Source organism: Mesorhizobium sp. GW821-FHT04C10 (genome assembly GCF_059420305.1).
In genome coordinates this window covers 2,726,362-2,750,197 of the sequence record NZ_JBWKTL010000001.1, presented here as the reverse complement: position 1 = coordinate 2,750,197, position 23,836 = coordinate 2,726,362, and the positions used below count along the sequence as shown (strand labels likewise).

22 protein-coding genes are annotated in these 23,836 nt (G+C 63.9%); 13 read left to right on the top strand and 9 right to left on the bottom strand.

Annotated features, from left to right (window positions below; all coding sequences use genetic code 11):
- Positions 1 to 35: 35 nt before the first annotated feature.
- From AC07UC_RS13310 to AC07UC_RS13290, 5 genes are read left to right on the top strand one after another with little or no spacing between them, the layout of a single operon-like run.
- Positions 36 to 1,286, top strand: coding sequence for a sugar ABC transporter substrate-binding protein (locus AC07UC_RS13310; RefSeq protein WP_494906158.1), 1,251 nt, complete (start codon positions 36 to 38; stop codon positions 1,284 to 1,286).
- A 1-nt stretch (position 1,287) separates the two neighbouring features.
- Complete coding sequence (locus AC07UC_RS13305; protein WP_140774595.1) at positions 1,288 to 2,223, top strand: carbohydrate ABC transporter permease; 936 nt, start codon at positions 1,288 to 1,290, stop codon at positions 2,221 to 2,223.
- Entirely contained in the window at positions 2,220 to 3,068 is an 849-nt protein-coding gene (locus AC07UC_RS13300; protein WP_202326260.1) for a carbohydrate ABC transporter permease, read from the top strand. Before AC07UC_RS13305 ends, AC07UC_RS13300 begins: the two co-directional genes overlap by 4 nt.
- Before the next feature lie 30 nt (positions 3,069 to 3,098).
- Positions 3,099 to 4,031 carry a 3,5-dioxohexanoate:acetyl-CoA acetone transferase gene (kce, locus tag AC07UC_RS13295; protein ID WP_494906155.1) on the top strand — a complete coding sequence of 311 codons (933 nt, stop codon included), beginning with the start codon at positions 3,099 to 3,101 and terminating at the stop codon, positions 4,029 to 4,031.
- A gap of 10 nt (positions 4,032 to 4,041) precedes the next feature.
- Entirely contained in the window at positions 4,042 to 5,100 is a 1,059-nt protein-coding gene (locus AC07UC_RS13290) for an ABC transporter ATP-binding protein (RefSeq protein ID WP_494906153.1), read from the top strand.
- A 30-nt stretch (positions 5,101 to 5,130) separates the two neighbouring features.
- On the opposite strand, the gene AC07UC_RS13285 is transcribed toward AC07UC_RS13290, so the two are convergent.
- The gene (locus AC07UC_RS13285) at positions 5,131 to 5,430 is read right to left on the bottom strand and encodes an AzlD family protein (RefSeq protein WP_494906151.1); all 300 of its coding nucleotides are present in this window, start codon (positions 5,428 to 5,430) and stop codon (positions 5,131 to 5,133) included.
- Entirely contained in the window at positions 5,427 to 6,161 is a 735-nt protein-coding gene (locus AC07UC_RS13280) for an AzlC family ABC transporter permease (protein ID WP_494906149.1), read from the bottom strand. Before AC07UC_RS13280 ends, AC07UC_RS13285 begins: the two co-directional genes overlap by 4 nt.
- Positions 6,162 to 6,330: 169 nt before the next feature.
- On the opposite strand from AC07UC_RS13280, the gene AC07UC_RS13275 reads away from it, so the two are divergent.
- Positions 6,331 to 6,789: an Lrp/AsnC family transcriptional regulator gene (locus AC07UC_RS13275; RefSeq protein WP_056578518.1), complete on the top strand. Its 459-nt coding sequence runs from the start codon at positions 6,331 to 6,333 to the stop codon at positions 6,787 to 6,789.
- A gap of 148 nt (positions 6,790 to 6,937) precedes the next feature.
- Positions 6,938 to 8,140 carry an MFS transporter gene (locus AC07UC_RS13270; RefSeq protein ID WP_494906147.1) on the top strand — a complete coding sequence of 401 codons (1,203 nt, stop codon included), beginning with the start codon at positions 6,938 to 6,940 and terminating at the stop codon, positions 8,138 to 8,140.
- Between the two features lie 72 nt (positions 8,141 to 8,212).
- Here AC07UC_RS13270 and AC07UC_RS13265 read toward each other — a convergent pair whose 3' ends face one another.
- Together AC07UC_RS13265 and AC07UC_RS13260 are read right to left on the bottom strand one after the other, a co-directional pair.
- Positions 8,213 to 9,385 (bottom strand): NAD(P)/FAD-dependent oxidoreductase, encoded by a 1,173-nt coding sequence (locus tag AC07UC_RS13265; protein ID WP_494908927.1) that lies wholly within the window; start codon positions 9,383 to 9,385, stop codon positions 8,213 to 8,215.
- Positions 9,382 to 10,035, bottom strand: coding sequence for a peroxiredoxin (locus tag AC07UC_RS13260; RefSeq protein WP_494906145.1), 654 nt, complete (start codon positions 10,033 to 10,035; stop codon positions 9,382 to 9,384). The genes AC07UC_RS13265 and AC07UC_RS13260 overlap by 4 nt, the downstream gene beginning before the upstream one ends.
- Before the next feature lie 140 nt (positions 10,036 to 10,175).
- On the opposite strand from AC07UC_RS13260, the gene AC07UC_RS13255 reads away from it, so the two are divergent.
- Positions 10,176 to 11,882 carry an AfsR/SARP family transcriptional regulator gene (locus tag AC07UC_RS13255; RefSeq protein WP_494906143.1) on the top strand — a complete coding sequence of 569 codons (1,707 nt, stop codon included), beginning with the start codon at positions 10,176 to 10,178 and terminating at the stop codon, positions 11,880 to 11,882.
- A 51-nt stretch (positions 11,883 to 11,933) separates the two neighbouring features.
- Here AC07UC_RS13255 and mocR read toward each other — a convergent pair whose 3' ends face one another.
- Positions 11,934 to 13,403, bottom strand: a complete 1,470-nt coding sequence (gene mocR, locus AC07UC_RS13250; RefSeq protein WP_494906141.1) for a rhizopine catabolism transcriptional regulator MocR — start codon at positions 13,401 to 13,403, stop codon at positions 11,934 to 11,936.
- A gap of 107 nt (positions 13,404 to 13,510) precedes the next feature.
- On the opposite strand from mocR, the gene AC07UC_RS13245 reads away from it, so the two are divergent.
- From AC07UC_RS13245 to AC07UC_RS13225, 5 genes are all read left to right on the top strand, one after another.
- On the top strand, positions 13,511 to 14,620 hold the full coding sequence (locus AC07UC_RS13245) for a Gfo/Idh/MocA family protein (RefSeq protein WP_244735363.1): 1,110 nt from the start codon (positions 13,511 to 13,513) through the stop codon (positions 14,618 to 14,620).
- Positions 14,617 to 15,516 carry a myo-inosose-2 dehydratase gene (iolE, locus tag AC07UC_RS13240; protein WP_494906139.1) on the top strand — a complete coding sequence of 300 codons (900 nt, stop codon included), beginning with the start codon at positions 14,617 to 14,619 and terminating at the stop codon, positions 15,514 to 15,516. Before AC07UC_RS13245 ends, iolE begins: the two co-directional genes overlap by 4 nt.
- Positions 15,517 to 15,629: 113 nt before the next feature.
- A complete protein-coding gene (locus tag AC07UC_RS13235) occupies positions 15,630 to 16,586 on the top strand; it encodes a rhizopine catabolism ABC transporter substrate-binding protein (RefSeq protein ID WP_202326249.1) in 957 nt (318 codons plus the stop codon).
- A gap of 155 nt (positions 16,587 to 16,741) precedes the next feature.
- A complete protein-coding gene (locus AC07UC_RS13230; RefSeq protein ID WP_056578534.1) occupies positions 16,742 to 17,839 on the top strand; it encodes an ABC transporter permease in 1,098 nt (365 codons plus the stop codon).
- Positions 17,839 to 18,633, top strand: a complete 795-nt coding sequence (locus AC07UC_RS13225) for an ATP-binding cassette domain-containing protein (RefSeq protein ID WP_494906136.1) — start codon at positions 17,839 to 17,841, stop codon at positions 18,631 to 18,633. Before AC07UC_RS13230 ends, AC07UC_RS13225 begins: the two co-directional genes overlap by 1 nt.
- Positions 18,634 to 18,705: 72 nt before the next feature.
- Here AC07UC_RS13225 and AC07UC_RS13220 read toward each other — a convergent pair whose 3' ends face one another.
- The 4 genes from AC07UC_RS13220 to AC07UC_RS13205 form a co-directional block, all read right to left on the bottom strand.
- Positions 18,706 to 19,287, bottom strand: a complete 582-nt coding sequence (locus AC07UC_RS13220) for a TetR/AcrR family transcriptional regulator (RefSeq protein WP_494906134.1) — start codon at positions 19,285 to 19,287, stop codon at positions 18,706 to 18,708.
- Positions 19,288 to 19,462: 175 nt separating this feature from the next.
- A complete protein-coding gene (locus tag AC07UC_RS13215; RefSeq protein WP_494906132.1) occupies positions 19,463 to 20,050 on the bottom strand; it encodes a DUF308 domain-containing protein in 588 nt (195 codons plus the stop codon).
- A gap of 116 nt (positions 20,051 to 20,166) precedes the next feature.
- On the bottom strand, positions 20,167 to 21,276 hold the full coding sequence (locus AC07UC_RS13210; protein ID WP_494906130.1) for a mandelate racemase/muconate lactonizing enzyme family protein: 1,110 nt from the start codon (positions 21,274 to 21,276) through the stop codon (positions 20,167 to 20,169).
- Between the two features lie 20 nt (positions 21,277 to 21,296).
- Entirely contained in the window at positions 21,297 to 23,735 is a 2,439-nt protein-coding gene (locus AC07UC_RS13205) for a GcvT family protein (RefSeq protein ID WP_494906128.1), read from the bottom strand.
- Positions 23,736 to 23,836 lie beyond the last annotated feature (101 nt).

Sequence of the window (23,836 nt, the reverse complement as noted above, 5' to 3'; positions counted from 1 at the left end):
AAAAAGCGCATCAAGCGCGATTGGGAGATTGCAACATGAGCAGGAGAAGGATTGGGCTGGCCCTCGCGGCCGCGTCTTTCGCATGGGGATTGGCAGCCGGTGTGGCGCATGCAACCGACATCTCGTTCTGGACCTGGCGCCAGGAAGACAAGGCCGCCTACAACGAACTTTTCGCCGATTTCACCAAGGAGAACCCGGACATCCATGTGAAGTTCGAGTCGTTCCCGGATGAGAACTATCCGACCATCGTCTCGACGGCGCTGGCCGCCGGCAAGGGCGGCGACGTCATCCACACCCACGCCTATGGCTGGCTCGAGCAGTTCGTGAAGGCCGGCTATTTCGAGCCGCAGGATCTGACCACGGTGCCCTCGCTCGCCAACCAGCCCGCCGATGCGCTGGTGGCCGGCACCTACCGCGCCGACAAGAAGGTCTATTCGCTGCCCTTCGCTTCGCAGACGCTCGGCCTGTTCATCAACAAGGACGTCTTTGCCAAGGCCGGGCTGACACCGCCGACCACATGGGATGAGTTCATTACCGTCAGCAAGGCGCTGAAGGACAAGGGTATTTATCCCCTCGCCAATGGCACGGGCACCAGCTGGTTCAACGAGATGTTCGTGGCCATCTTCACCAACCCGTTCCTCGGCCAGGATTTCGTCAGCGACCTGACGTCGGGCAAGACCACCTTCAAGGATCCGCGCTATGTCGCGGCGCTCGGCAAGCTGCTCGAACTGCGCGACTACATGCCTCCCGGTTTCGAAGGCATCGACTACGACACCGCGGGCCAGCTGTTCATCAGCGGCAAGGCGGCGATGCTGGCCGGCGGCAGCTTCGACATCGCCACCTACAGGAGCCAGAACCCGGCCATCAACATGGACTTCGTCGCCCCGCCCATGGCCAAGGCCGGCGATACACCGCAGGTGACCAAGTTCTTCGATGGCGGTTATGCGGTCAACGCCAAGTCGGCCAACAAGGAGGCAGCACTCAAGCTGGTCAACTGGATGGGCACCAAGGAGTTCGGCGACAAGTTCTCCGCCCTTCTCGGCAACATCTCGCCCATCAAGGGCGTCGTCATCAAGGACGAGCTGCTCGCCCACGTCGCCAAGTTGAACGAAACCGCCATGCCGCATATCAATGTCGTCTACTTCCGTTTCGAGAAGCCGACGGGATCGGAACTGCTGCAGGGCGACATCACCAAGATGATGTCGGGTTCGATCACCCCGGACCAGCTGGCCGCCGACCTGACCGACGGCCTCGCCAAATGGTACAAGCCTTTCCAGGGCAAGTGACATGAACATCGGCCGGCGCCACACCACAAAAGCCTTTCCGTGGCGCCGGTCACTCTGGATCGCGTCCCTGCTGACACCGGCCCTGGTGGTCATGGTGCTGTTCGTGCTGTGGCCTCTGCTCTCGGCTTTCCGCCTTGCCTTCTATGAGTTCAACGGCTTGCAGCCGACCGGATTCATCGGCTTTGAAAACTTCCGCAAGGTGCTGTTTGAACAGCCTTATAGCGGCTGGACCTACAATGCGCTGAAACACAACATCATCGTTTTCGTGGCGCTGATGGTGTTCGAGAACGGCACCGCCTTCCTGCTCGCCTATTCGCTGCTGAAGGCGCTGCCCGGTCACCGCATCCACCAGGTCATCGTCTTTCTTCCGGTCGTGCTGTCGGCGGTCATCGTCGGCTTCCTGTGGAAGCTGTTCCTGCATCCGCTGTTCGGTCTGGTGAACCAGACGCTGGCGCTTGTCGGCATCGGCGCCGTCCCCTGGCTCGGCAATGAATCGACGGCGCTGGGCAGCGTCCTGTTCGCTAACATCTGGCACTGGCTCGGCTTCCCGACACTGGTGCTGCTCGCCGGCATGCAGCGCATCAGCAAGGAAGTGATCGAGGCCGCCCGCCTCGACGGCGCCGGCGACTATGTGCTGATGACCCGCATCATCTGGCCGCTGATCGCGCCGAGCGTCACCATCGTCACCATCCTGACCTTCATCGGCAGCTTCAACTGGTTCGAGATCCCCTATGTCATGGCCGGCCTCACCGGTTCGCCCGGCGGCGCGACGGACGTGCTCGGCCTCTATTTCTACCGCACCGCCTTCGGCTCGACGACGACAGGCATCCAGGATTTCGGCCAGGGCAGCGCGCTGGCGGTGATGATGTTCATCATCGTTGCCGGCGTCACCGCAATCGCGCTTCGCTACCTGCGCCGTCGTGAGATCGAACTGTGAGCACAGCGGTCGGCACCAGGGAACCCGGCGAGCTGTTGAAGAACGGCGCCATCCAGCTGATGCTGGCGATCAACGCCGTCATCATGATCTATCCGCTGTTCATCATGGTGATGTCGTCCTTCAAGACCAATGCCGAGATCTTCAGCTCGCCCTTCGCTTTGCCGGCGCACTTCTCGCTGGCCAATGCCGAGCGGGTGTGGAGCGAAACCAATTTCGTGCGCTACCTCGCCAATTCCGTCGGCATCACGGCGGCCGCGGTGGCGCTGATCCTGCTGTTCAGCACCATGGCCGCCTATGCGATCGCCCGCTACCAGTTCCGGCTGAGCGCGCTGGTGCTGATGTTCTTCCTGAGCGGCATGACCGTGCCGCTGAAGCTGGCGATCATTCCACTGTTCATCCAGCTGGATTCGCTTGGCCTCGTCGACAGCTATGCCGGCCTGGTGCTGGTCTATGTCGCCATGGGCATTCCCTCGGCGGTGTTCATCATGACCGGCTTCCTCAGGACCTTGCCGCGCGAACTGGAAGAGTCCGCGCGCATGGACGGCGCCAGCGAATTCCGCATCATGCGTTCCATCATGCTGCCGCTGGCGCGCCCGGCACTGGTCATCGTCGCGATCCAGAACGCGGTTCCGATCTGGAACGACTTCTTCTTTCCGCTGGTGCTGATCACCTCGGACAATCTCAAGACGCTGCCGCAGGGCCTCACCGTCTTCGTCGGCGAGTTCACCACTGACTGGGGCGTGCTGTTCACCGGGCTGACGCTTGCCGCACTGCCGATCACCCTGCTCTATATCGTGCTGTCGAAGCAGTTCATCTCGGGCATCACCCAGGGCGCGGTGAAATAGGCGCGGTCAAACAAACGAGGATCCTTTCAAGTGGCGAACCAGAACAAGATCATCATCACCTGCGCGGTCACCGGCTCGATCCACACGCCGTCCATGTCGCCGCATCTGCCGGTGAGCGCGCAAGAGATCGCCGACGCCGCGATCGGGGCGGCCGAGGCCGGTGCGGCCATCGTCCATCTGCATGCGCGCAATCCCGCCGATGGCCGGCCCGACCAGTCGACCGAGGCCTTCGCGCCCTTCCTGAAAGTGATCAAGCAGCGCTCCAACTGCGTGGTCAACATCACCACCGGCGGCGCCGCGACGATGAGCGTCGAGGAGCGGGTCAAGCCGGCGGCGACCTTTGCGCCGGAAGTTGCCTCCCTCAACATGGGCTCGATGAATTTCGGCCTCTATCCCATGCTCGAACGCTTCAAGACCTTCGAGCACGATTGGGAACGGCCCTATCTCGAAGGCTCGCGCGACCGCATCTTCCGCAACACCTTTGGCGACATCGAACACATCCTGCGCACCTGCGCTGAGAACGGCACGCGTTTCGAGATCGAATGTTACGACATCGGCCATCTCTACACGTTGGCCCATTTCGTCGAGCGCGGCCTGGTCAAGGCGCCGTTCTTCGTCCAGAGCGTGTTCGGCATACTGGGCGGCATCGGCACCCATCCGGAGGATGTCGCGCATATGAAGCGCACCGCCGACCGCCTGTTCGGACAGGACTACCGATGGTCGGTGCTGGGTGCTGGACGTAGCCAGTTGCCGATCGCCACCCAGGCGATTGCGCTCGGCGGCAATGTGCGCGTCGGCCTGGAGGACTCGCTGTGGATCGGCAAGGGCCAACTGGCGAAATCCAACGCCGAGCAGGTGAAGAAGGTGCGCCAGATCATCGAGGGGCTCGGCGCCTCGGTCGCCACCCCTGACGAGGCGCGGCAGATCTTGCAGCTCAAGGGCGGCGACAAGGTCTCTTTCTGAGGAACGATAAATGAGTGCGGTCACCATATCCGATGTCGAGAAGGCCTATGGCAAGGCGCGGGTTATCCACGGCGTGTCGGTCGATATCGCGTCGGGCGAATTCGTCATTCTTGTCGGCCCGTCCGGCTGCGGCAAGTCGACCTTGCTCAGGATGATCGCCGGGCTGGAGGACATCAGCGCCGGCGAAATCGCGCTCGACGGCAAAATCATCAACGATGTCGCGCCGAAGTCGCGCGACATCGCCATGGTGTTCCAGAACTACGCGCTCTATCCACATATGACGGTGCGCGAGAACATGGCTTTCGCGCTCACCCTGAAGAAGACCGACAAGAGCGAGACCGACGCCAAGATCACGCGCGCCGCGACGATCCTCGGGCTACAGGACCTGCTGGACCGCTACCCGCGCCAGCTCTCCGGCGGCCAGCGCCAGCGTGTCGCCATGGGCCGCGCCATCGTGCGCGATCCAAAGGTCTTCCTGTTCGACGAGCCGCTCTCCAACCTCGACGCCAAGCTGCGCGTGCAGATGCGCACCGAAATCAAGGCGCTGCACCAGCGCCTGGGAACCACCATCGTCTATGTCACCCACGACCAGGTCGAGGCCATGACCATGGCCGACAAGATCGTCGTCATGAATGGCGGCATCGTCGAACAGGTCGGCGCCCCGCTCGATCTGTATGACCGGCCGGCCAATCTGTTCGTTGCCCAGTTCATCGGCTCGCCGTCGATGAACATCCTGCAGGGCCGCACGACCGCGGACGGCTTCACGGCCAGCGACGGCACCGTGTTTCCCTTGCCGGCGCTGGAGCAGGGCGAAAGCGCTTCAGCCTGGGGCATCCGCCCCGAACATCTCAAGCTCGCCGACAGCGGCGTGCCGGCCGTGGTCGAAGTGGTCGAGCCGACCGGATCTGAAACGCTGGTCATGGCCAGGGCCGGCAACAACACGCTGAGCGCGCTGTTGCGCGAGCGGAGTCCCGTAATGCCTGGCCAGCAGGTTTTCCTGGCGCCGGACCTGACCCAATTGCATCTGTTCAACACCAAGGGTCGGCGCATCACGTCCACGATCCAGTAGACGCAGGCGCCACGCCGGTTTTTGGAGGGGCTAGCCTATGAAATGCCTCAGCAGCCCCGCCGCGGCGACCCCGATCAACACGGTCGGCAGCATGGAAAGGCGCGTCGCGGCGACGAAGGTGATCGCCAGCGCCAGAAGATCGGCCGGGTTCCGCGACACGAAGGCCGGCGCGATGACCGAGATCAGCACGCAGCCGGGAGCCGCCTCCATCACCGCCGTGGCGCGCGCGCTGAGCACCCGGTTGCGCAGCACGACATAGCCGCCGATCCGCGTGAGATATGTGACGCCGGCCATCAGCACGATGGCGAGCAGGGTTGCCATGTCGATCATGCGTCACCTGCCATCAGCCAGGCAGCAAGCAGCCCCGACACCGCGCCCGCCGCGACATACCAGGCGCCGGGAACGAAGAGATAGACAAGGGCTGCGACGACCAGGCTGACCAGCCACGGCCGCGCCGCCGAAACACTTTTCCACATGCCGCGCATCAGCACCAGGAAGACGGCCGGAAACGCCATGTCGAAACCATAGGTCTCGACATGGCCGAGCATCGGGCCGAGCAAGGCGCCCAGCGTGGTGAAGGAAACCCAGGTCAGATACATCGCCAGGGCCGCGCCCATGTAGTAGCGGGGGCTGAAGGCTGGCGTGATGCCCGCCGCCGCACGTCGTTTGGCGTCGGCCAGACCCAGCGCCCAGCTTTCGTCGCACAGGAAGAACAGCGCCGGAAACACCTTGCCTCGCGGCAGGTCGCGCAGGAACGGTGCCAGAGCCGCGCCCATTAGCAAATGCCGGCTATTGACCAGGAAGGTGATGGCGACGATGAGCAGGATATGCGGCGGCGACGTCCACAGCTGGATCGCCGCGAATTCCGAGCCGCCGGCGAAATTCAGCCCCGTCATCATGGACAATTCGACCGGGCTCAATCCTTTCTGGGTCGCCTGGGCACCAAGCACCAATGCATAGGGAATGGTGCCGAACAGCACCGGCGCGCAGGACGCCACGCCGCGGCGGAACTCTGACCCCGAACCATCGCCCGCCGCTTCGACTGCCTGTGAAATGCTCATGGCTTGCCGTCGGCGGCCTCGCGGCCGCCGCTTCCCTGCGTTTGAACTCTCGTGATACCGGCGGCAAATATACCTACACTTCTCCGCAATTTGGTTGCGAAGATTGTTGTGTGTCGTTCAATTTTGGCATCTGATGTCACGTATGGCCAATAAAATGGAATTGTGAGCCATGAAGCTGGACGACATCGACAAACGCATCCTGCGCGCGCTACAGCGCGACGGCCGCATGGCCAACAACGATCTGGCCAACGAGGTCGGCCTGTCGCCCTCGCCTTGCCTGCGGCGCGTCAAGCTGCTGGAGGAAGCCGGCGTAATCGACCGCTATGTCGCCGTGCTCAACCCGGCCAGCATCGGCAAGGGCCTCACCTTCTTCACCCGCATCTGGCTGAAGGCGCAGGACGAGGACACGATCGAGCATTTCGCCACCGAAGTGGCCAAACTGCCCCAGGTCATGGAATGCTATCTGATGCTGGGTGACTGCGATGCCATGGTGCGCATCGTGGCGGCCAGCATCGACGACTACCGCCGCTTCCAGTCGGAGCATCTGAGCCGCATCAAGGGCGTCCAGAACGTCAAGACCGACGTCCCCAGCCAGACGATCAAATACACGCTGGAACTGCCGATCTGACGGGTGCCCGCAAGGCGCAGGGGCGCCTGGAAACAGCGCGATTCCAAACTGGATAAAAAATGCAACCAGATTGTAGGATCGGCCCCGACGGAAGCGTCCTTCGGACGCAAGCAGCGCTCGACGCTGCGCTCTGGCATGGGAGATTTGCATGAACCTTTCCTATCGTTGGGTCATCGTCGCGGCAGGCGCGCTGATGTCCTGTGTCGCCATCGGCACGATGTTTTCGCTGGCGATTTTTCTTGAACCGATGGCGCTCGACACGCAGTGGTCGCGCGCCGGCATTTCGAGCGCCATGACGCTCAACTTCCTGGTCATGGGCCTTGGCGGCTTCGCCTGGGGTGCCCTTTCGGACCGCTTCGGCGCCCGCCTCGTCGTGACGATCGGTGCCGTGCTGCTCGGGCTGGCGCTGGTGCTGGCCAGCCGCGCCGGCTCGCTCCTGACCTTCCAGATCACCTACGGTGTCCTCGTCGGACTTGCGGCCAGTGCCTTCTTCGCGCCGATGATCGCGCTGACCACGGGTTGGTTCGATACCCACCGCGGCCTCGCGGTTTCGCTGGTCTCGGCCGGCATGGGGGTTGCCCCGATGACGATCTCGCCCTTCGCCCGCTGGCTCATCTCGGCCTATGAATGGCGCGCCGCCATGTTCGACATCGGCATCATGGCCTGGGTGCTGCTGCTGCCTGCGGTGTTGTTGGTGCGTCAGCCGCCCAAGCCCGCTGCTGCCGATGCGGCTTCCGCGCCCGCCGCCGAGGGTGCGGGCATGAGCGTCGGCCAGGCGTTGCGCTCGCCGCAGTTCATCGTGCTCGGGCTGACCTTTTTCGCTTGCTGCGCGGCCCATTCCGGCCCGATCTTCCATATGGTGAGCTACGCCATGCTGTGCGGCGTCGCGCCCATGGCGGCGGTTACGATCTACAGCGTCGAGGGTCTCGCCGGCCTGGGTGGCAGGCTTCTCTACGGCGTGCTGGCCGACCGGCTCGGCGTCAAGCCGGTGCTGGTCGCCGGCCTCGCGATCCAGGCGATCGTTATCGCCGCCTATCTCTCGATCAGCCAGCTCGACCAGTTCTATATGCTGGCCGTCATCTTCGGCGCCACCTATGGCGGCGTCATGCCGCTCTATGCCGTGCTGGCGCGCGAATATTTCGGCCAGCGCATCCTCGGCACCGTGTTCGGCGCCGCCACCATGCTGTCCAGCCTCGGCATGGCCTTGGGACCGCTCGCCGGCGGCATGATATTCGACGCCTACGCCAGCTATCGCTGGCTGTTCATCGGCTCGGCCCTGATCGGGCTCGGAGCGGCGGGCATAGCAATCGCCTTCCCGCCGCTGCCACGACGGGAATTGCAGATGGCCTGAAGCAACGGGACGGGCGGAGGTGACAAGTCATCGGCGCCCGCCTTGGTCGAAGGTCCCCGCCTTGGTCGAAGATCAATGCCCGAACCAGCGGGCCTTGCGGCTGGAGCCGAAATTCACCTTGTCGACCCGCAAGGCCTCCGATGGTTCGTAGAAAGCACCAGTGGGTTTTGGACCGGAGAAGAAATCCACATCCACCCTGGCGATCCGGTTGGCACCGAACTCGATGTAGCAGGATCCCGCGCCCGGGTTCCTCGCCGTCGGTTCCTCATGGCGGAGCCTGGCGATCAGGTTCGCCGCAACGGTGCGTGCGGCGCCCTCGGCAAAGACGCCCGCCTTCGGCGCGCCCGTATTGGCCAGATCCCCCAAAGCGTAGACGCCGGGAAAGCGGGTTTCGAGTGTGCGCGGATCGATGGTGACCCAGCCGCCCTCGGTGATGCCGGCCTCGACGACGACATCGGGCGCGCGGTTCCGGGGCACGCCCAGGAACAGATCGCAGGGCAGTTCGCCGCCATTGTCGAGCGTCACAACCTTGCGGCCCTCGTCCACGGAAACCACGCGGGTGCTGGGGATGAAGGTGATGCCGCGCTCGGCGAAGGCGGCCAGAAGCGCCTTCGACGTTTCGGGAGAAGGCGGCACCGGGCTCGACATCGAGTTCACATAGGTGATCTGGCAGTCGCCCCGGACGCCCCTCTCGGTCAGGTAGTCATGCAGCATCAAGGCGCATTCGCTGGGCGCGGGCGGGCATTTGTAAGGCGCGCCGCAGACACCGATCACGGCATGGCCGTGGGTGAAACCGGGCAGCACCTTGGCCATGTGGGCGGCGCCCGGAACCGAGTAGAATTCGTTGCGGCCGAGCGTGATGCCGGGTGTGGCCGAGACGTCATAGTCGGCGCCGAGAGCGATCACCAGTATGTCCGCCTCGTGCACAGCTTTGTCCGTCGTCACGCGCCGCCGTTCGGGGTCGATGGCGGTGACGGTCTCGCGCTTCATCGTGACGCCGGCCTTGGCATAGTCGGCGTAAGGCAGCCGCACGGCCGCTTCGGTTGCGCGGCCGAACATCAGATCAAGCTTGGCAAAGCCGAACACGAAGGAATCCGACTTGTCGATCAGGGTGACAGCAATGCTGTCACCCAAAGCTTCGGACAAGGACGTGCTGAGCTCGAGCCCGCCGAAACCGGCGCCAAGGATAAGAATACGGGTCTTCATGGGTAACCTCCTGTTGCCTGGGCCTCGAGCAAGGCTCAGGCGTTGCCGCGAGGCTGCGGCACGATACGAATGTAAGGCTTGGGCTGCTTCCAGCCCTCGGGATAGAGCACCTTGGCTTCATCGTTCGAAACCGAACCCGCGATGATCACGTCGTCGCCCTGCCGCCAGTTCACCGGCGTGGCGACGCGATGCTTGGCGGTCAGTTGCATGGAGTCGACCACACGCAGGATCTCGTCGAAGTTTCGCCCGGTGGTCATCGGATAGGCGATCATCAGCTTGACCTTCTTGTCGGGCCCGATGACGTAGACATGGCGCACCGTCTGGTTGTCGGCCGCGCTGTCGCCGGCCGTGGCGGGCAGCATATCGTAGAGCTTGGCAACGGCCAGCATCGGGTCGCCTATCATCGGGAAATTCGGCGCGTGTCCCTGGGTCTCGGCAATGTCATCAGCCCATCCGGCATGACGTTCGACCGGATCGACGGAGAGCCCGATGATCTTGACGCCGCGCTTGTCGAACTCGGGCTTCAGCTTGGCCATGTAACCGAGTTCGGTCGTGCAGACCGGGGTAAAGTCCTTGGGATGGGAAAACAGGATTCCCCAGGATGTACCCAGCCATTCGTGGAAGTTGATCGGGCCCTGTGTGGTCTCGGCGGTGAAATCGGGCGCGGTGTCGGCGATACGAAGAGACATTTGATCCTCCTGTGAGTGGTCGGAATTGACTACGGGTGCAGCTTAGGCAACCTATGTTCCGCCAGCGTTCCCCGCCCCACAGGTGCTTGTGACGGCCGATTTCGGGCGTGCGGGCCTCGCATCCTGGAAGGGGCTTTCGATTGCGTGTCCGAATTCAATTGCTTGGCGGCTTCAGCGTCAGTCTGGGCGATCAGCTCATCCCGGCCACGGCGTGGCGGCGGGACCGTGGCGCGGCACTGGTGAAGCTGCTGGCCGTCACCCGTTCCCACCGCATTCACCGCGAACAGGTGATGGAGGCGTTCTGGCCGGATCTCGATCCCGAGGCCGCGGGTGCCAACCTGCGCAAGGCCATCCATTTTGCCCGCCGCGCGCTTGGCGCCAATGACCTCATCGAGCAGACGGCCGATGTCATCGCGCTGGCCCCCGCTGGCGATCTCGAAATCGACGTCGATGCATTCGAGGCCGCCGCCAGGCTTGCCTTGCGCGGCGAAGATCCCGCCGCCTGCGAAGCTGCCGCCGATCTCTATTTGGGAGACCTGCTGCCGGACGATCCCTATGTCGACTGGTTCGAAACGCCCCGCCAGGCCCTGCGGCAGCGCTATGCCGAGGTGCTGCGGGCCGGCAAGCTCTGGCAGCGCCTGATCGGACTGGACCCGGCCGACGAGCAGGCGCAATGCGCCTTGATGCAGGCGGCGCTCGACGCCGGCAACCGGGCCGAAGCGATCAGGCTGTTCAATCAGCTGAGCGAGTGCCTGCGGATCGACCTCGGCGTCGGCCCGGGCGCGCAGACTGTGAAGCTCTACGAAAAGGCGCTGGCCGTGCCCTCTATCGACCCTGTCGGCCTGAGCGACCGCATCCGCGCCTCGCTGGCCTGGGGCCTGCTGCACCTGCAAAGCGGCGACTTCGCCAAGGCCGGCCAGGTTGGCCGGGAAACCCGCGAACTGGCAATGGGCGCGGGGTTGGCCCGCGAGGTTGGCGAGGCCAGCGCCCTGATCGGCCTGGTGGCCCACATGCAGGGCCAGTGGCGCGAACTGTTCAGGGCGGAGTTCATCGAATGGGTCCGCTCCAAGCCAGCCTTCGTCTCCAACGTTTTTGACGGGCATCTGTGCCTGGCCGAATTCTGCCTCTGCAGTGCCAAGGGCCACCACGACATCGCCGCCTCCGCCCGAGAGCTCCTGTCGGTGGCCGAGGGCGCCGGCTCGGTCGCCGGGCGCGGCCTCGCCTCGCTCGTGCTGGGCGAAGCAGCGCTCTTCTCGGGCCAGTTGGCCGAGGCCGAACGCATGTTGACCGAGGCCGAAAGACTCTACGCGCAGGTGGGAGCCGTGGCCGGCCGCGTACTGGCGCTCCAGCGCCTGACGGAACTCGCGCTTGCCCGCCGCCAGAAATGGCAGGCGGGACGGTTGATCCACCGCGCCACCACCCTTGCCCAGTCTTCCTGGCTGGCGCCGCACCTGCTGATCAGCCTGAAAGGGCTTGAGGTGCGCGCCGCCACCACCTCCCAGAGGATCGCCGAGACCATTCGCGAAGGTGACCGCATGCTGTCATCGGGCTGCAATTGCCAGCCTTGCTCGATGACGTTTCGCACCGCGGCCGCGATGGCCCTGGCCGAGGCTGGCGAGATCGAACAGGTCAACCGCCAGCTCGACGAGGCTGAGCGGGTCGCCGGCATGTGGAACGGCGGCCCTTGGGTGGCTGCCGTGTGGGAAGCGCGCGGCGTGCAGCGCCGGGCCGAGCGTAACGAAACCAGGGCCGTGGCGGCGTTCGAGGAGGCAGCCACGCGCTTTGCGGCTCTCGGCAGGCCGATCGACGAGGTGCGCTGTCGGGCACGGATGGCAAATCCGGGCTAGCATCGCCCAACAGCACGATTCCATCTTGAAAAATCGAATAATCCCACTCGCTTAACCCGGATTGTTCATTCGCGAAAAATAACTTTGCAGCACCGCGCGAAACTTCTGCATCGTCTTTTCGGTGGTCGGCGCATCGGCCGCCGCGAAGCCCATGACAAGACCGTTCTGCTCCGTGCCATGGCGGTACTGGATCGACAGCGCCGAGACGTTGATGCCTTGCTGGAGGGCCGCCTCGGCAACCGCCCTGTCGCTGCATCTGCCGCGGAAAATCCCGACGACCTGGATGCCGGATTCGGTGGTGTGGAAATCCAGCCATTCCCCGAGATGCCGTTGCGCGCTTTCAAGGAAGAACTGCCGCCTCTCCGCGTAGAGACGCCGCATGCGCCTGAGATGGCGGGTGAAATGCCCCTCATTCATGAAATCCGCGAGCGCGGCCTGGGTGAGCAAGGGGGCGAACTGGCCGCTGACGCTCAGCGCCGAGACGATCGTGTGATCGATCGCCTTGGGCGCCACCATGAAGCCGAGGCGCATGGCCGGGAAGAGGATCTTGGCGAAGGTCCCGACATACACCACGCGGTTTGACGCGCCGATGCCTTGCAGGGCCGGAATAGGCTGTCCCTGAAACCGGTATTCGCCGTCATAGTCGTCCTCGATGATCCATGAGCGCCAGGTCTCGGCCATGTGCAGCAGATTGAGCCGCTGTTCCATCGGCATGGTCATGCCGAGCGGGTGATGGCATGAGGGCGTCACGAAAATCATGCGCGGAATGACAGGCGGCGGATCGAGATTCCAGCCTGCATTGCTGACGCGCAGCGGCGCCAGTTTCGCCCCGGCCGAGACAAAGGCCGAACCGGCGCCATAATAGCCCGGCTCCTCCATCCATACCGTGTCGCCCTCATCGATCAGCAACCGGGCCAGCAGATCGAAGGCCGACTGGGCGCCATTGGTCACCACGATCTGCTCGGCGGTGCACTTCACGCCCCGCGAGGCGGTAAGGTAGCGCGCTATCGCCTCGCAAAGCGGCGGATAGCCTTTGACGTGATAGGTGCCGAAAAGATCGATATGCGCGAATTTGGCACGGCGGCTGAGCAGTTTCGACCAGGTGTTGAACGGAAAATTATCCGGATCCGGCATGCCGGGATGAAAGGCGAGCATGCCCGGCCGGCCATGATGATAGGGTTGGGCGAGCATCGTCTGCCCTCGCAGCGACAACGGATTGGCGTCCTCGACGGACACATGTTCCGCTGCCACTGAACGGGTCGGCAGGTCCATGACCACCGAGGGCCTGCGTGGCCGTATGGCCAGGTAGCCCTCCAGCGCGAGCTGGTCGCAAGCGGCAATCACCGTGTTGCGTCCCACATTCAGGTCCCGCGCCATGACCCGTGTCGAGGGCAGCGCATGGCCGCTCGGCAGCACGCGCCGTTCGATCAGGCCGCGCAACTGGACATAGAGCTGCCGGTGCAGATTGGCGGGACTGTCGCGATCCAGGGCAATGCCGTCGATGGGAAAACTAGTCTTCATCTGGTTCCCAAAAATCAATGGAATCTGGCTCTAACAATAGAACCAAAGGCGTCCTAGGCTCAAGAAAAAAAGCGTTCGGATTCAGATGGGGCTGGCCGATGCAGTGCATGAAAGTGGGAGTGATCGGGGCGGGCGGTGTCGCCCAGGTCGAGCACATACCGAACCTGCTCAAGCTGCACCGGCAGTTCAAGATCGTTGGCGTCTACGATCCGTCGCGCAAGGTCCGTGCCTTCGTCGGCGAGGAATTCGGCCTCGAGACATTCCCTGATCTCGACGCGCTTCTCGCGATGCCGCTCGATGCCGTGGTCATCGCCTCGCCGGACGCGCTGCACCGCGAACAGAGTCTCGCCGCCTTCGCCCGGGGGCTGCATGTCTTCTGCGAAAAGCCGCTTTGCTACAGCGCCGCGGACATCGACGAATTGATCGCCGCCAGGGATCGCGCCGGAAAGGTGCTCCAGGTCGGCTACATGAAGCGTTTCGACCCGAGCTACGAGGCGGCGCTGAAAATGCTGCCGGGCACGGCGCGGACGCTTCGCTACATTTCGGTCGAGGTCAACGATCCCGACGCCTGGCCCTTCATCCGGCACACCTCCACTTGCCGGGGTGACGACGTCGCGGAGGGGTTGGTTGCCTCGACCGAAGCCAGGCAGCGTGAGCAGGTGGACCGCGCGGTGCCCGGCATCAGTGATCCCGACGCCTTTCGCGGCTTTGTCGGCGCCTATTGTTCCTCGATCGTCCATGACGTGAACGCCGTCCATGGGCTGCTCGATGCGCTCGGCGTCGCCGACGGCGAAATTGTCGGCGCCTCGCTTTTCGCCAGAGGCGAAGGCGGCCAGGGCACTGTCCGGCTGCTCGACGGCCAGGCGCTGTGGACCATGGCGCATGTCGCCGTTCCGAGGCTGCCCGATTATCGCGAGCGCATCACGCTCTACTTCGACGACGCCTCGCTCGAATTGGAATTCCCCTCGCCCTATCTCAACCACCAGCCGACGCGGCTGACGGTTCGCACCGGCAGCGGGCATACGCTTTCCAGCGCGGACATCCGCAGCGGCTACCAGGAGGCGTTCGTCGAGGAGTTGAAAGGCTTCTGGTCGGCGATCGTCGAAGGCACGCCCGTGCGCAACACCGCCGAGCATGCCCGCCGCGACATGACGCTGCTGGCCGGCCTCGCCCGCCATCACCTTGCCCAGTCGAAGCAATCAGGAGTTCGCCCGTGAAGGTTCGCATCGGCATCAATCCGATCACCTGGACCAATGACGACGTGCCGGAACTCGGCGGCGACACGCCGCTGGAAGTGTGTCTCGCCGAAACCAGGCAAGCCGGCTATTCCGGCACCGAGCTTGGCGGGAAGTTTCCGCGCCAGTCGGCCGATCTGAAGCCGATCATGCAGCGCCTTGGCCTTGCGGTGATTTCCGGCTGGTATGATGGCCGCTGCGACGAGAAGGATGTCGGCGCGGAGATGGATGCCATCACGCCGCATCTCCAGCTTTTGAAGGACATGGGCGCCACCCATGTCGTCTATGCCGACACCTCGCGCGGGCGCCACAACGCCATCTGGGGGCCGATCTCGCAGCGCCCTGCGCTCAGCCCGGACGAATGGCCGGCCTATGGCCGCAAGCTGACTGTACTTGCTGAAAGAATGTCGGATTTCGGCGTGCGCATGGCCTTTCACCACCACATGGGAACCATCGTCGAGACCGATGCCGAGGTCGGCCTGTTGATGCGCCACACCGGGCAAGCGGTCGGCCTGCTCTACGACACCGGCCATTCCATCTTTTCGGGCGGCGACCCGCTGGCCCTGGTCAAGGCCCATGTCAAACGCATCGTGCATGTGCATTGCAAGGACGCACGCAAACCCGTGCTTGATCGCGCCCGCGCCGAGGACATGAGTTTCATGGGTGCGGTCATGGAAGGGATCTTCACCGTTCCCGGCGACGGCTTCATCGACTATCCCGCCATTTTGCGCGTGCTGGCCGACAATGATTACAGCGGCTGGCTGGTCGTCGAGGCCGAGCAGGATCCCAGCAAGGCCAATCCGCTGACTTATGCGACAATGGGCTTCCAGAACCTGTCGCGCATGGCGAAGGGAGCCGGATTTACCGTCATCGAATGATTGGGGCCGCGTGCGGCCCCCAGGGAACCAGTGCTGAGGAATGGAACTGGAATAAAGGGGCAACTGGAACCGTCGACCGTAATTGCGGCGGCGGAAAACAAACAGGAGGTTCTATGTTTTCGCTTGCGAAATTAATAAAGCCTGCGCTCGGCCTGATGGCCGGCTTCACGATGATGGCGGCGGCCACGACCCTTGCGGCCGCCGACGAGACGCGCGTGGTGTTCGTCACCCATGGCCAGAGCGGCGACCCCTACTGGTCGGTGGTCAAGAACGGCATGGACGATGCCGCCAAGACCCTGGGCGTCAAGGCCGAATACCTGGCGCCCGAAACCTTCGACATGGCCAAGATGGCGCAGATGATCGACGCCATCACGGCCTCGAAGCCAGACGGCATGGTTGTCTCGATCCCCGACGCGGCCGCCCTTTCGACGCCGGTCAAGAACGCGGTCGCCGCCGGCATCCCGGTGATCGTCATCGATTCCGGCGGCTCGAAGCTGACCCATGACCTTGGCGGCCTGCTGTTCATGGGGCAGGATGAATTCCAGGCGGGCGTCATGGCCGGCGAGCGCATCAAGGCGCTCGGCCTCACCAAGGCGGTCTGCGCCAACCACGAGGTCGGCAATTCGAGCCTTGACGATCGCTGCGCCGGCTTTGCCAAGGGTCTGGGCGTCGACGTTCCGGTGATGAACGGCGTCATCGACCCGACCGAAATGAAGAACCGCGTGATCGCCTACATGACCGCTCATGCCGACACACAGTTCATCCTCGCCGTCGGCGCCAGCGGTGCCGAACCGACGCTGGCCGCCCTTGATGAAATGGGCCTCTCGGGCAAGGTGAAGACCGGCACGTTCGATCTCTCGCCCACGATCCTGCAGGCGGTCGTCGCCGGCAAGATGGAATGGGGCATCGACGCCCAGCAATATGCCATGGGCTATATCCCGGTCGCGATGTTCGACCTCTGGAAGAAGTACAAGATCATGCCGATCGCCGACTATCCGACCGGCCCCGGCTTCGTCACCAAGGACACCGCCGCCTCGGTTATCGAGCTGTCGAAACTCGGCAAGCGCTGACACTGGCGGCCGGGGCTTCGCTCCGGCCGCTTCATCAGAGCAATTCCAGGAAAGTGTGAGCCGTTTCCGTCCGGAATTGCGTCAAGGCAGGGAGATAGAGCCGTTCAGCGTTTCCGTGAAACGATGAACGGCTCTATGTGAAGGGTAACGCAGCCATGGTTTCAGAGATTCGCGACGAGCGGGTCCGGTCCGTGTCACGCCTGAGCCGCCTGTTGAGCAGGCCGGAACTTGGCGCGGCGGCCGGCACCGTGCTGGTCTTCGTGTTCTTCGCCGTCACGGCGGGAAGCTCGGGACTTTTCAGTGCCAAGGGCATCGTCAACTTCCTCGAAGTCTCGGCCCAGCTTGGCATTCTCGCCGCCCCCGTGGCCCTGCTGATGATCGCCGGCGAGTTCGACCTGTCGGTCGGCTCGATGATCGGCTTTGCCGGCATCCTCATCGCTATCCCTTCGGTGTTCTGGGGCTGGCCGATCTGGCTTTCGCTGCTGTTCACCTTCGCCGTCTGCGGCGGCATCGGCGCGCTCAACGGGCTTGCCGTCGTCAGGACCGGCCTCCCCTCCTTCATCGTGACACTCGGCAGCCTGTTCATGCTGCGCGGCCTCACGCTTGGCCTCACGCGCGGCATCTCAGGGCGAACCCAGGTGTCGGGCGTGCATGAACTGGCGTTGCACGATCCGCTCAACAGCCTGTTCTCGGGACAGGTGTTCTCCGGCCTGATCGCCTGGCTTTCCGACATCGGCCTGATCGGCAAGCGGGCCGACGGCCTGCCCTCGATATCAGGCATTCCGGTGTCGATCGTGTGGTGGATCGTGCTGACACTGGCCTGCACCTGGCTCTTGACGCGCAGCCGCTTCGGCAACTGGATCTTCGCCGCCGGCGGGGAAGCCAATGCCGCGCGCAATCTCGGCGTGCCGGTGGCGCGCACCAAGATCACGCTGTTCGTCATGACGGCACTCGCGGCGGCCCTGTTCGCGGCGATCCAGGTGCTGGTCACGGGCTCGGCCGACACGCTGCGCGGCACGCAGAAGGAATTCGAGGCCATCATCGCCGTCGTCATCGGCGGCACGCTCCTCACTGGCGGCTATGGATCGGCCATCGGCGCCATGTTCGGCGCCCTGATCTTCGGCGTGGTACAGATGGGCATCTTCTACACCGGCATCGATACGGACTGGTTCAAGCTGTTCATGGGCGCCATGATGGTCATCGCGGTGCTGTTCAACAGCTATGTGCGCAACCGCGCCATGAGGAGCCGGTGATGGCCGAGCCCTATGTCGAACTGAAATCAGTCAGCAAATATTTCGGCTCGGTCGTGGCACTCAAGGACGTGTCCTTCGATGTCTGCCCCGGCGAGGTGCATTGCCTGCTCGGCGACAATGGCGCCGGCAAGTCGACGCTGATCAAGACGCTGTCGGGCGTCTACACGCCGGACGAAGGCGAGATCCGCGTGCAGGGCAAGCCGACACGGTTCGCCTCGCCCGCCGATACGCGCGACAGCGGCATCGCAACGGTCTACCAGGACCTGGCGCTGGTGCCGCTGATGAGCGTGGCGCGCAACTTCTTCCTCGGGCGCGAACCGATGCGCAAGTTCGGGCCGATCAGCCAGTTCGACGCCGACTTCGCCAACCGCACCGCCTATGACGAGATGTCGGCCATGGGGATCCAGCTGCGCGATCCCGAACAGCCCGTCGGCACGCTGTCAGGCGGCGAACGGCAATGCCTGGCCATTGCGCGTGCCGTCTATTTCGGCGCCAAGGTTCTGATCCTCGACGAGCCGACATCGGCGCTGGGGGTCCATCAGGCATCCGTGGTCCTGAAGCTCATCGTGCAGTCCAAGGCGCGCGGCATCGGCGTCATCTTCATTTCCCACAACGTCCATCACGCCTATGTCGTGGGCGACCGCTTCACGCTCTTGAAGCGTGGCCGGAGCACCGGCACCTACGCCAAGAGCGAAATCAACCGCGACCAGCTGCTCAACCTGATGGCCGGCGGCAAGGAACTGGTGGACCTGGAACAGGAGCTGGCAAAGTCGGCCAAGAACGGTACGGCTTGAGGCGCGGCGCGCCTTGCAGGCAACGAAATGGCGCATGACTGCCCAGCGGCTCGAAGCCCTTGGCGCCAGGCGTCACGCGCGGATGCGACGAAAAAGCGTTTCCACAATCACGTCGAAGCGTTCCGGGTCATCAAACGCCCGGGCCGCAAGCATGGCTCCGTATACGGTCGCCATGAATGCTTGTGCCTCGATGTCGGGGGACGCCTCGAGACGCACCGCCCCCTGCTCCACACCGAGTTCGAACAGCCGCTCCAGCCATTTGCCGAGATCGGTGAAATGGCCACGAACGGAAAGCGCCACCTCTTCGGGTAGGCCCGGCAATTCGGCGGCCAGCACGGCAGCCAGGCAAAAGGGAGCGGACTGGTCCTTGATACAGCGTTCCCAATACCCGGTGTAAAACCGCAGCTGATCCATCGCCACCGGCGAGCCTTCGTCCAGCGCCGCAAGCTGAGCCCGGATACCGGCGCGCGCTTGTTCGACAACGGCCACCACCAGATCGACCTTCGACGGAAAGTGATGGTGAATGCTGGCCTTGCGGATGCCAAAGCGCTCCGAAAGATCGGCATAGCTGAAGCCGTTATAGCCGACACGCATGATGAGTTGGGCGGCTCCGCCAACCAACTTGCCCGCGGTGTCACTGAGTGCGATGTTCATTGTCTACCTTCCAATAGGTCGAGGTAGGAAATTTTGCCGATCCTTGCAAGATTTGTCCGATTTGGCGGGCCAAGGGCGCGCCAATCCTTTCGACAGGAAATGCGCCGTCCCTCATGAAGACGGCGCATGACCGGTCAGTGGGAAAAAGCAGGGTGGGCTCCTTCAAGGGCGCACCTTAGCTGGCGGTTCGCGGAGACTTGCGAAGGATGTCGCTGACCGTCAGCCATACCGCCGACACCAGGAAGTAGAATGCGCCAAACGCGGCATAGGGTGCGACATTCGTGATGCCGATATCTTCAATGCCTCCGGCCATCTTGACGAAAAAGAGGCCCGCCAACGCTGATTGAGCGCCGCTCAGGATCATCGCCCACTGCGCGCCATTGGTCTTCCAGCGCCGCACCGCGGTAATCAGTTGAAACACGCCGGACAGCACGGCCCAGACGCCATAGACCGCGAGCACTGTGTTCATGCTCCTGGTGAGCGCGACAGCGACCGCCAGGGTGGTAAGCGCGCTGATGACAAAGTTCAGCAACTGGGACTTGTTGCGGCTCAGCCCGCCCGTGCGCTGGGCATCGAGGAAGTTCGCCAGGGCGTCCCAGGCGGGATACGCTACCAGCATGATCGCGGCCAGCGGCGGCATGGTCCTGGCGACGGTGAAGGCCAGTGCGACCCATGCCGCGGAGACGGTGAACCGCACAAAATAATAGCTTTTGAGCCATGTGTTCGAAGCTTGAGCGAGGGTGTCGGCTTTTTGAGAAGGCATGCTTGTTTGTCCAATGCTGGTTGATGATGTCTACCTACTAGAAGGTAGACGGACCGGAGTCAACAAGCAAGATCGGCTGAATGCGAACCATGTCGGCAGCGGCAACCGCCCCCTGGTCAGGCTCCGTATGTGGCGATCGGCAGGCCGAACATGCCGGGCTCGGGCTTCACGCCCAGGCCCGGCCGCTGCGGCACGGCGATATGCCCTTCGCGAATGACGACCGGATTGCCGGGGTCGAAATGCCCGTCGATATACTCCTGGGCGATCCATGCGCCTTCCATGCGGCGCGGCTCGACGGTCGCCGCGAGATGAACGCAGGCCGCCGCGATGATGTCGCCTCCCCAGGCATCGTCGCAGCTGTGCGGCAGCGAGCGGATGGCGCAAAGGTCGCGCACCGTCGTCATCTTGGTGAGGCCGCCAAGACGCGTGACCTTGAAGCCGAAACCATCCGCAATGCCCAGCGAGATCGCCCGCAGCACCACGTTCTGGTCCTCGGTGCTTTCGTCGAGATAGACCGGATGTGTCACGCGGCCCTTCAGCGTCGCGACCTCGTCCATCGTGTTGCAGGGCTGTTCGAGGACGAACGGGATCGCCTGGCAGAGCCTGTCGAGATGGATTGCCGCGGCCGCCGTCAGGCCTCTGTTGCCGTCCACCGCGATGCGCGCCTTGTAGCCGACCGCCTCCCAGACCTTGTGGACAGTGGCCACGTCCTCTTCGAGATTACGCCCGGAAATCTTGACCTGCAGACGCGGATAGCCTGCCCTCACCTTGTCGGCCGCGATCCTGGCCGTTTCATCGGGCGGGCCGACGATCAGCGAATAGTAGGCCGGCACGCGATCCGTCAGCGCGCCGCCCAGAAGCGTCGACACCGGCACGCCGAGCTTCTGGCCGAGGAGGTCGAGAAAGGCCATGTCGAACGCGGCCTTGGCGTAGCCGTGTCCGTTCAGGCGCTCATCCATCCGCTTCGCCAGAAGCCTGATCGAGGCAATCTCCGCACCGATCAGGCCTGGGGCAATTTCGGCGATCGCGGCGCGGGCGCCGAGCGCGTGATGCGGCTGGTAGACCGGCCCGATCGGACAGGTCTCGCCCCAGCCGGTCAGGCCGTCATCCGTCACGATCTCGACCAGGGTACTGTCCAGCGACTTTACGTCGTCGCTGGCCATCCGGTAGGCGCCGCCCTTGACGGGCAACTGCGCCGTGTAGACGTTGATCCGGTCGATGCGCATCTTCGCTCAGCCCTTGCCGATCAACTGCGCGCCCTGGCCGAGCTGGGGTCGTAGGGCGAGTCCGCGATCACCTCGGCGACCTTCCATTCGCCCAGGATCGCCACGTCGAGCTTGGTGCCGGGCTTGCCGAGGCGCTCGGGCAACAGCGCCAGCGCAACATCATGCCCGAGCGTATAGCCATAGCCGCCCGATGTGATGCGCCCGACGAGATCGCCGTCGATGTAGAGGCCCTCGTTGGCAAGCGTGCTGGCGCCGTCGGTCTCTATTTTGAGCGTCACCGATCGGCGCTGGTCGTTACGATCCTTGTATTTCAGCACCGCCTCACGGCCGACGAAATCGCCCTTGTCGACGCGGATGAATCGCTCGAGCCCGCTCTCCAGCGCGTTGAGCTCGGGATTCATGTCGCGGTACATGGCGCGGTAGGATTTCTCCAGCCGCAGCGATTCCAGCGCATGCAGCCCGACGAGCCGCATGCCGTGTTTCTCGCCCTCTCCCAGGATAGCGTCGAGCAATTGCCGCTGGTAGGCCATGGGATGATAGAGCTCCCATCCGAGCTCGCCTTCGTAGTTGACGCGCAGCATCCGCACGTCGCTGGCAAGCGCCACGCTGCCGGTCTTCACGCCGAACCAGGGAAAGGCGGCGTTCGACAGGTCGATCTCGGTCAGCGCCTGCAGCACATCTCGCGCCTTCGGCCCAACGACAGTGAAACAACCGCGCTCATTGGTGACGTTCTTCAGGCTGACACCGCCGTCGGCGGGAAGCAGCTTTGAGAGATCGTCGAAATTCCAGCGCTCCGCGCGCGGCGTCGAGATGAGATAGAAGCCGTCATCGGTGAGGCGCGCCACCATGTATTCCGCCTGCACCCCGCCCGCAGGGGTGAGGTGATGCGCCAGGACAGCCTTGCCGACTGCTGGCAGGCGGTTGGCAAGGATCCCGTCGAGCCAGGCGGCCGCGTTTGGTCCCGAGACCTCGAACTTGGTCATCGGCGTCATCTCGACCAGGCCGACGGCATTGCGCACGGCCTGCACTTCCTCGCCGACGAAAACGCCCTTGGCGGTCCAGCGCCAGCTATACTGGTCCTTGGCCTCGACGCCCTTGGGTGCGAACCAGTTGGGCATCTCCCAGCCGTTGAGCACGCCCCAGACCGCGCCCAACTCGCTCAGCCGCGCATAGGATGGCGCTGTCTTCTGCGGCCGGGCGGCAGGCATGTCCTGTCCGGGATATTTCTGCTCCGCATGCGTGCCCCAGGCCTCGCGGACTTTCTCGCGCGTCCAGGCCTTGTTGGCGTAGTCGCCGAAGCGGCGAGGATCCAGATCCGAGGTGTCGAGGCTGTTGCCGCCCTCGACGATCCGCTCCGACAGATAGTAGCCGATCGTGCCGCCCCACAGTATGCCGCCCGGCACGCCCTCGGCCAGCCACACATTGGGCAAGCCCCAGGCCGGTCCCATCAGCGGAAGCTCGTCCGCCGTCATCTGGAAGGGGCCGCGGACATTGGCCTTGATGCCAGCGCGTCCCAGTGACGGCACAAGTTGCGTTGCCTGCTCCCAGTTCCATGACACCGCCTCGAAATCCTCTTCGACGAGGTCGGCGCCGAACCAGGCGGGAACGCCATCCTCGGCAAACAGCTTGAGGTGTTCGGTCCGCTCATAGGGCCCGAACATGAAGCCGTCGCCCTCCTCGCGCAGATAGCCCTCAAAACCTTCGTCGCGCAGGATCGGCATTTCCGCCCGTCCCTGCTTTTTGCGCTCCACGACCTCCGGCACCGACTCGGTGATCCAGTACTGGTGCAGGATCGGGATGGCGGGGATCTCGAGGCCGAGCAGCGCGCCGGTCTGGCGCGCGTAATTGCCGGTCGCGCAGACCACATGCTGGCAGGTGATGTCGCCTTTGTTCGTCTGGACCCGCCATTCGCCGCCCGCGGTCCGCTGAAAGCCGGTGACCTCCGTGTTCAGGTAGATCTTGGCGCCCAGATCCCGCGCGCCCTTGGCCATGGCATGGGTCACGTCGGCCGGCGCGATATGGCCGTCATCGGGATGATAGAGCGCGCCGAGCATATGCTTGTTGTCGAGAAGCGGGCACAGCGCCCTCGCCTCCGCCGGCGACAGCAGATGCGCCCGCATGCCCTGAACGTCGGCGACGCTCATATAGCTCTTGTATTCGTCGAGCCGGTCCCTGGAATTGGCGATGCGCAGCTGGCCGCATTTGTGCCATCCGACAGGCTGCCCGGTCTCGGCCTCCAGCCGTTCATAGATCTCGATGGTCTTGTTGATCATCCGGCCGATATTGATGTTGCGGGCGTAGGATGGGACGAGGCCCGCCGCATGCCAGGTCGAGCCGGCCGTCAGTTGCGTGCGTTCGAGCAGCGCGACGTCGGTCCAGCCGCGCTTTGCCAGGCCGTAAAGGATGCCCGCGCCGACGCACCCGCCGCCAACAATCACCACCCGCGCATGTGTCTGCATCGATCCACCAAATCCCTGGCATTTTCAAAGAACCATCGTCGAGGCTACAGGCGGCGAAAGCCCCTGTAACGTCTTCAAAAACTGGGGATCATGATAAGCTG

Coding starts and splice junctions, on each gene's coding strand:
- AC07UC_RS13225 (WP_494906136.1), top strand. CDS start 17,839: ATGGCCGAGCCCTATGTCGAACTGAAATCAGTCAGCAAATATTTCGGC.
- AC07UC_RS13235 (WP_202326249.1), top strand. CDS start 15,630: ATGTTTTCGCTTGCGAAATTAATAAAGCCTGCGCTCGGCCTGATGGCC.
- mocR (WP_494906141.1), bottom strand. CDS start 13,403: ATGAAGACTAGTTTTCCCATCGACGGCATTGCCCTGGATCGCGACAGT.
- AC07UC_RS13280 (WP_494906149.1), bottom strand. CDS start 6,161: ATGAGCATTTCACAGGCAGTCGAAGCGGCGGGCGATGGTTCGGGGTCA.
- AC07UC_RS13290 (WP_494906153.1), top strand. CDS start 4,042: ATGAGTGCGGTCACCATATCCGATGTCGAGAAGGCCTATGGCAAGGCG.
- AC07UC_RS13220 (WP_494906134.1), bottom strand. CDS start 19,287: ATGAACATCGCACTCAGTGACACCGCGGGCAAGTTGGTTGGCGGAGCC.
- AC07UC_RS13260 (WP_494906145.1), bottom strand. CDS start 10,035: ATGTCTCTTCGTATCGCCGACACCGCGCCCGATTTCACCGCCGAGACC.
- AC07UC_RS13285 (WP_494906151.1), bottom strand. CDS start 5,430: ATGATCGACATGGCAACCCTGCTCGCCATCGTGCTGATGGCCGGCGTC.
- AC07UC_RS13270 (WP_494906147.1), top strand. CDS start 6,938: ATGAACCTTTCCTATCGTTGGGTCATCGTCGCGGCAGGCGCGCTGATG.
- AC07UC_RS13230 (WP_056578534.1), top strand. CDS start 16,742: ATGGTTTCAGAGATTCGCGACGAGCGGGTCCGGTCCGTGTCACGCCTG.
- AC07UC_RS13245 (WP_244735363.1), top strand. CDS start 13,511: ATGAAAGTGGGAGTGATCGGGGCGGGCGGTGTCGCCCAGGTCGAGCAC.
- AC07UC_RS13310 (WP_494906158.1), top strand. CDS start 36: ATGAGCAGGAGAAGGATTGGGCTGGCCCTCGCGGCCGCGTCTTTCGCA.
- AC07UC_RS13205 (WP_494906128.1), bottom strand. CDS start 23,735: ATGCAGACACATGCGCGGGTGGTGATTGTTGGCGGCGGGTGCGTCGGC.
- AC07UC_RS13275 (WP_056578518.1), top strand. CDS start 6,331: ATGAAGCTGGACGACATCGACAAACGCATCCTGCGCGCGCTACAGCGC.
- AC07UC_RS13210 (WP_494906130.1), bottom strand. CDS start 21,276: ATGCGCATCGACCGGATCAACGTCTACACGGCGCAGTTGCCCGTCAAG.
- AC07UC_RS13215 (WP_494906132.1), bottom strand. CDS start 20,050: ATGCCTTCTCAAAAAGCCGACACCCTCGCTCAAGCTTCGAACACATGG.
- AC07UC_RS13305 (WP_140774595.1), top strand. CDS start 1,288: ATGAACATCGGCCGGCGCCACACCACAAAAGCCTTTCCGTGGCGCCGG.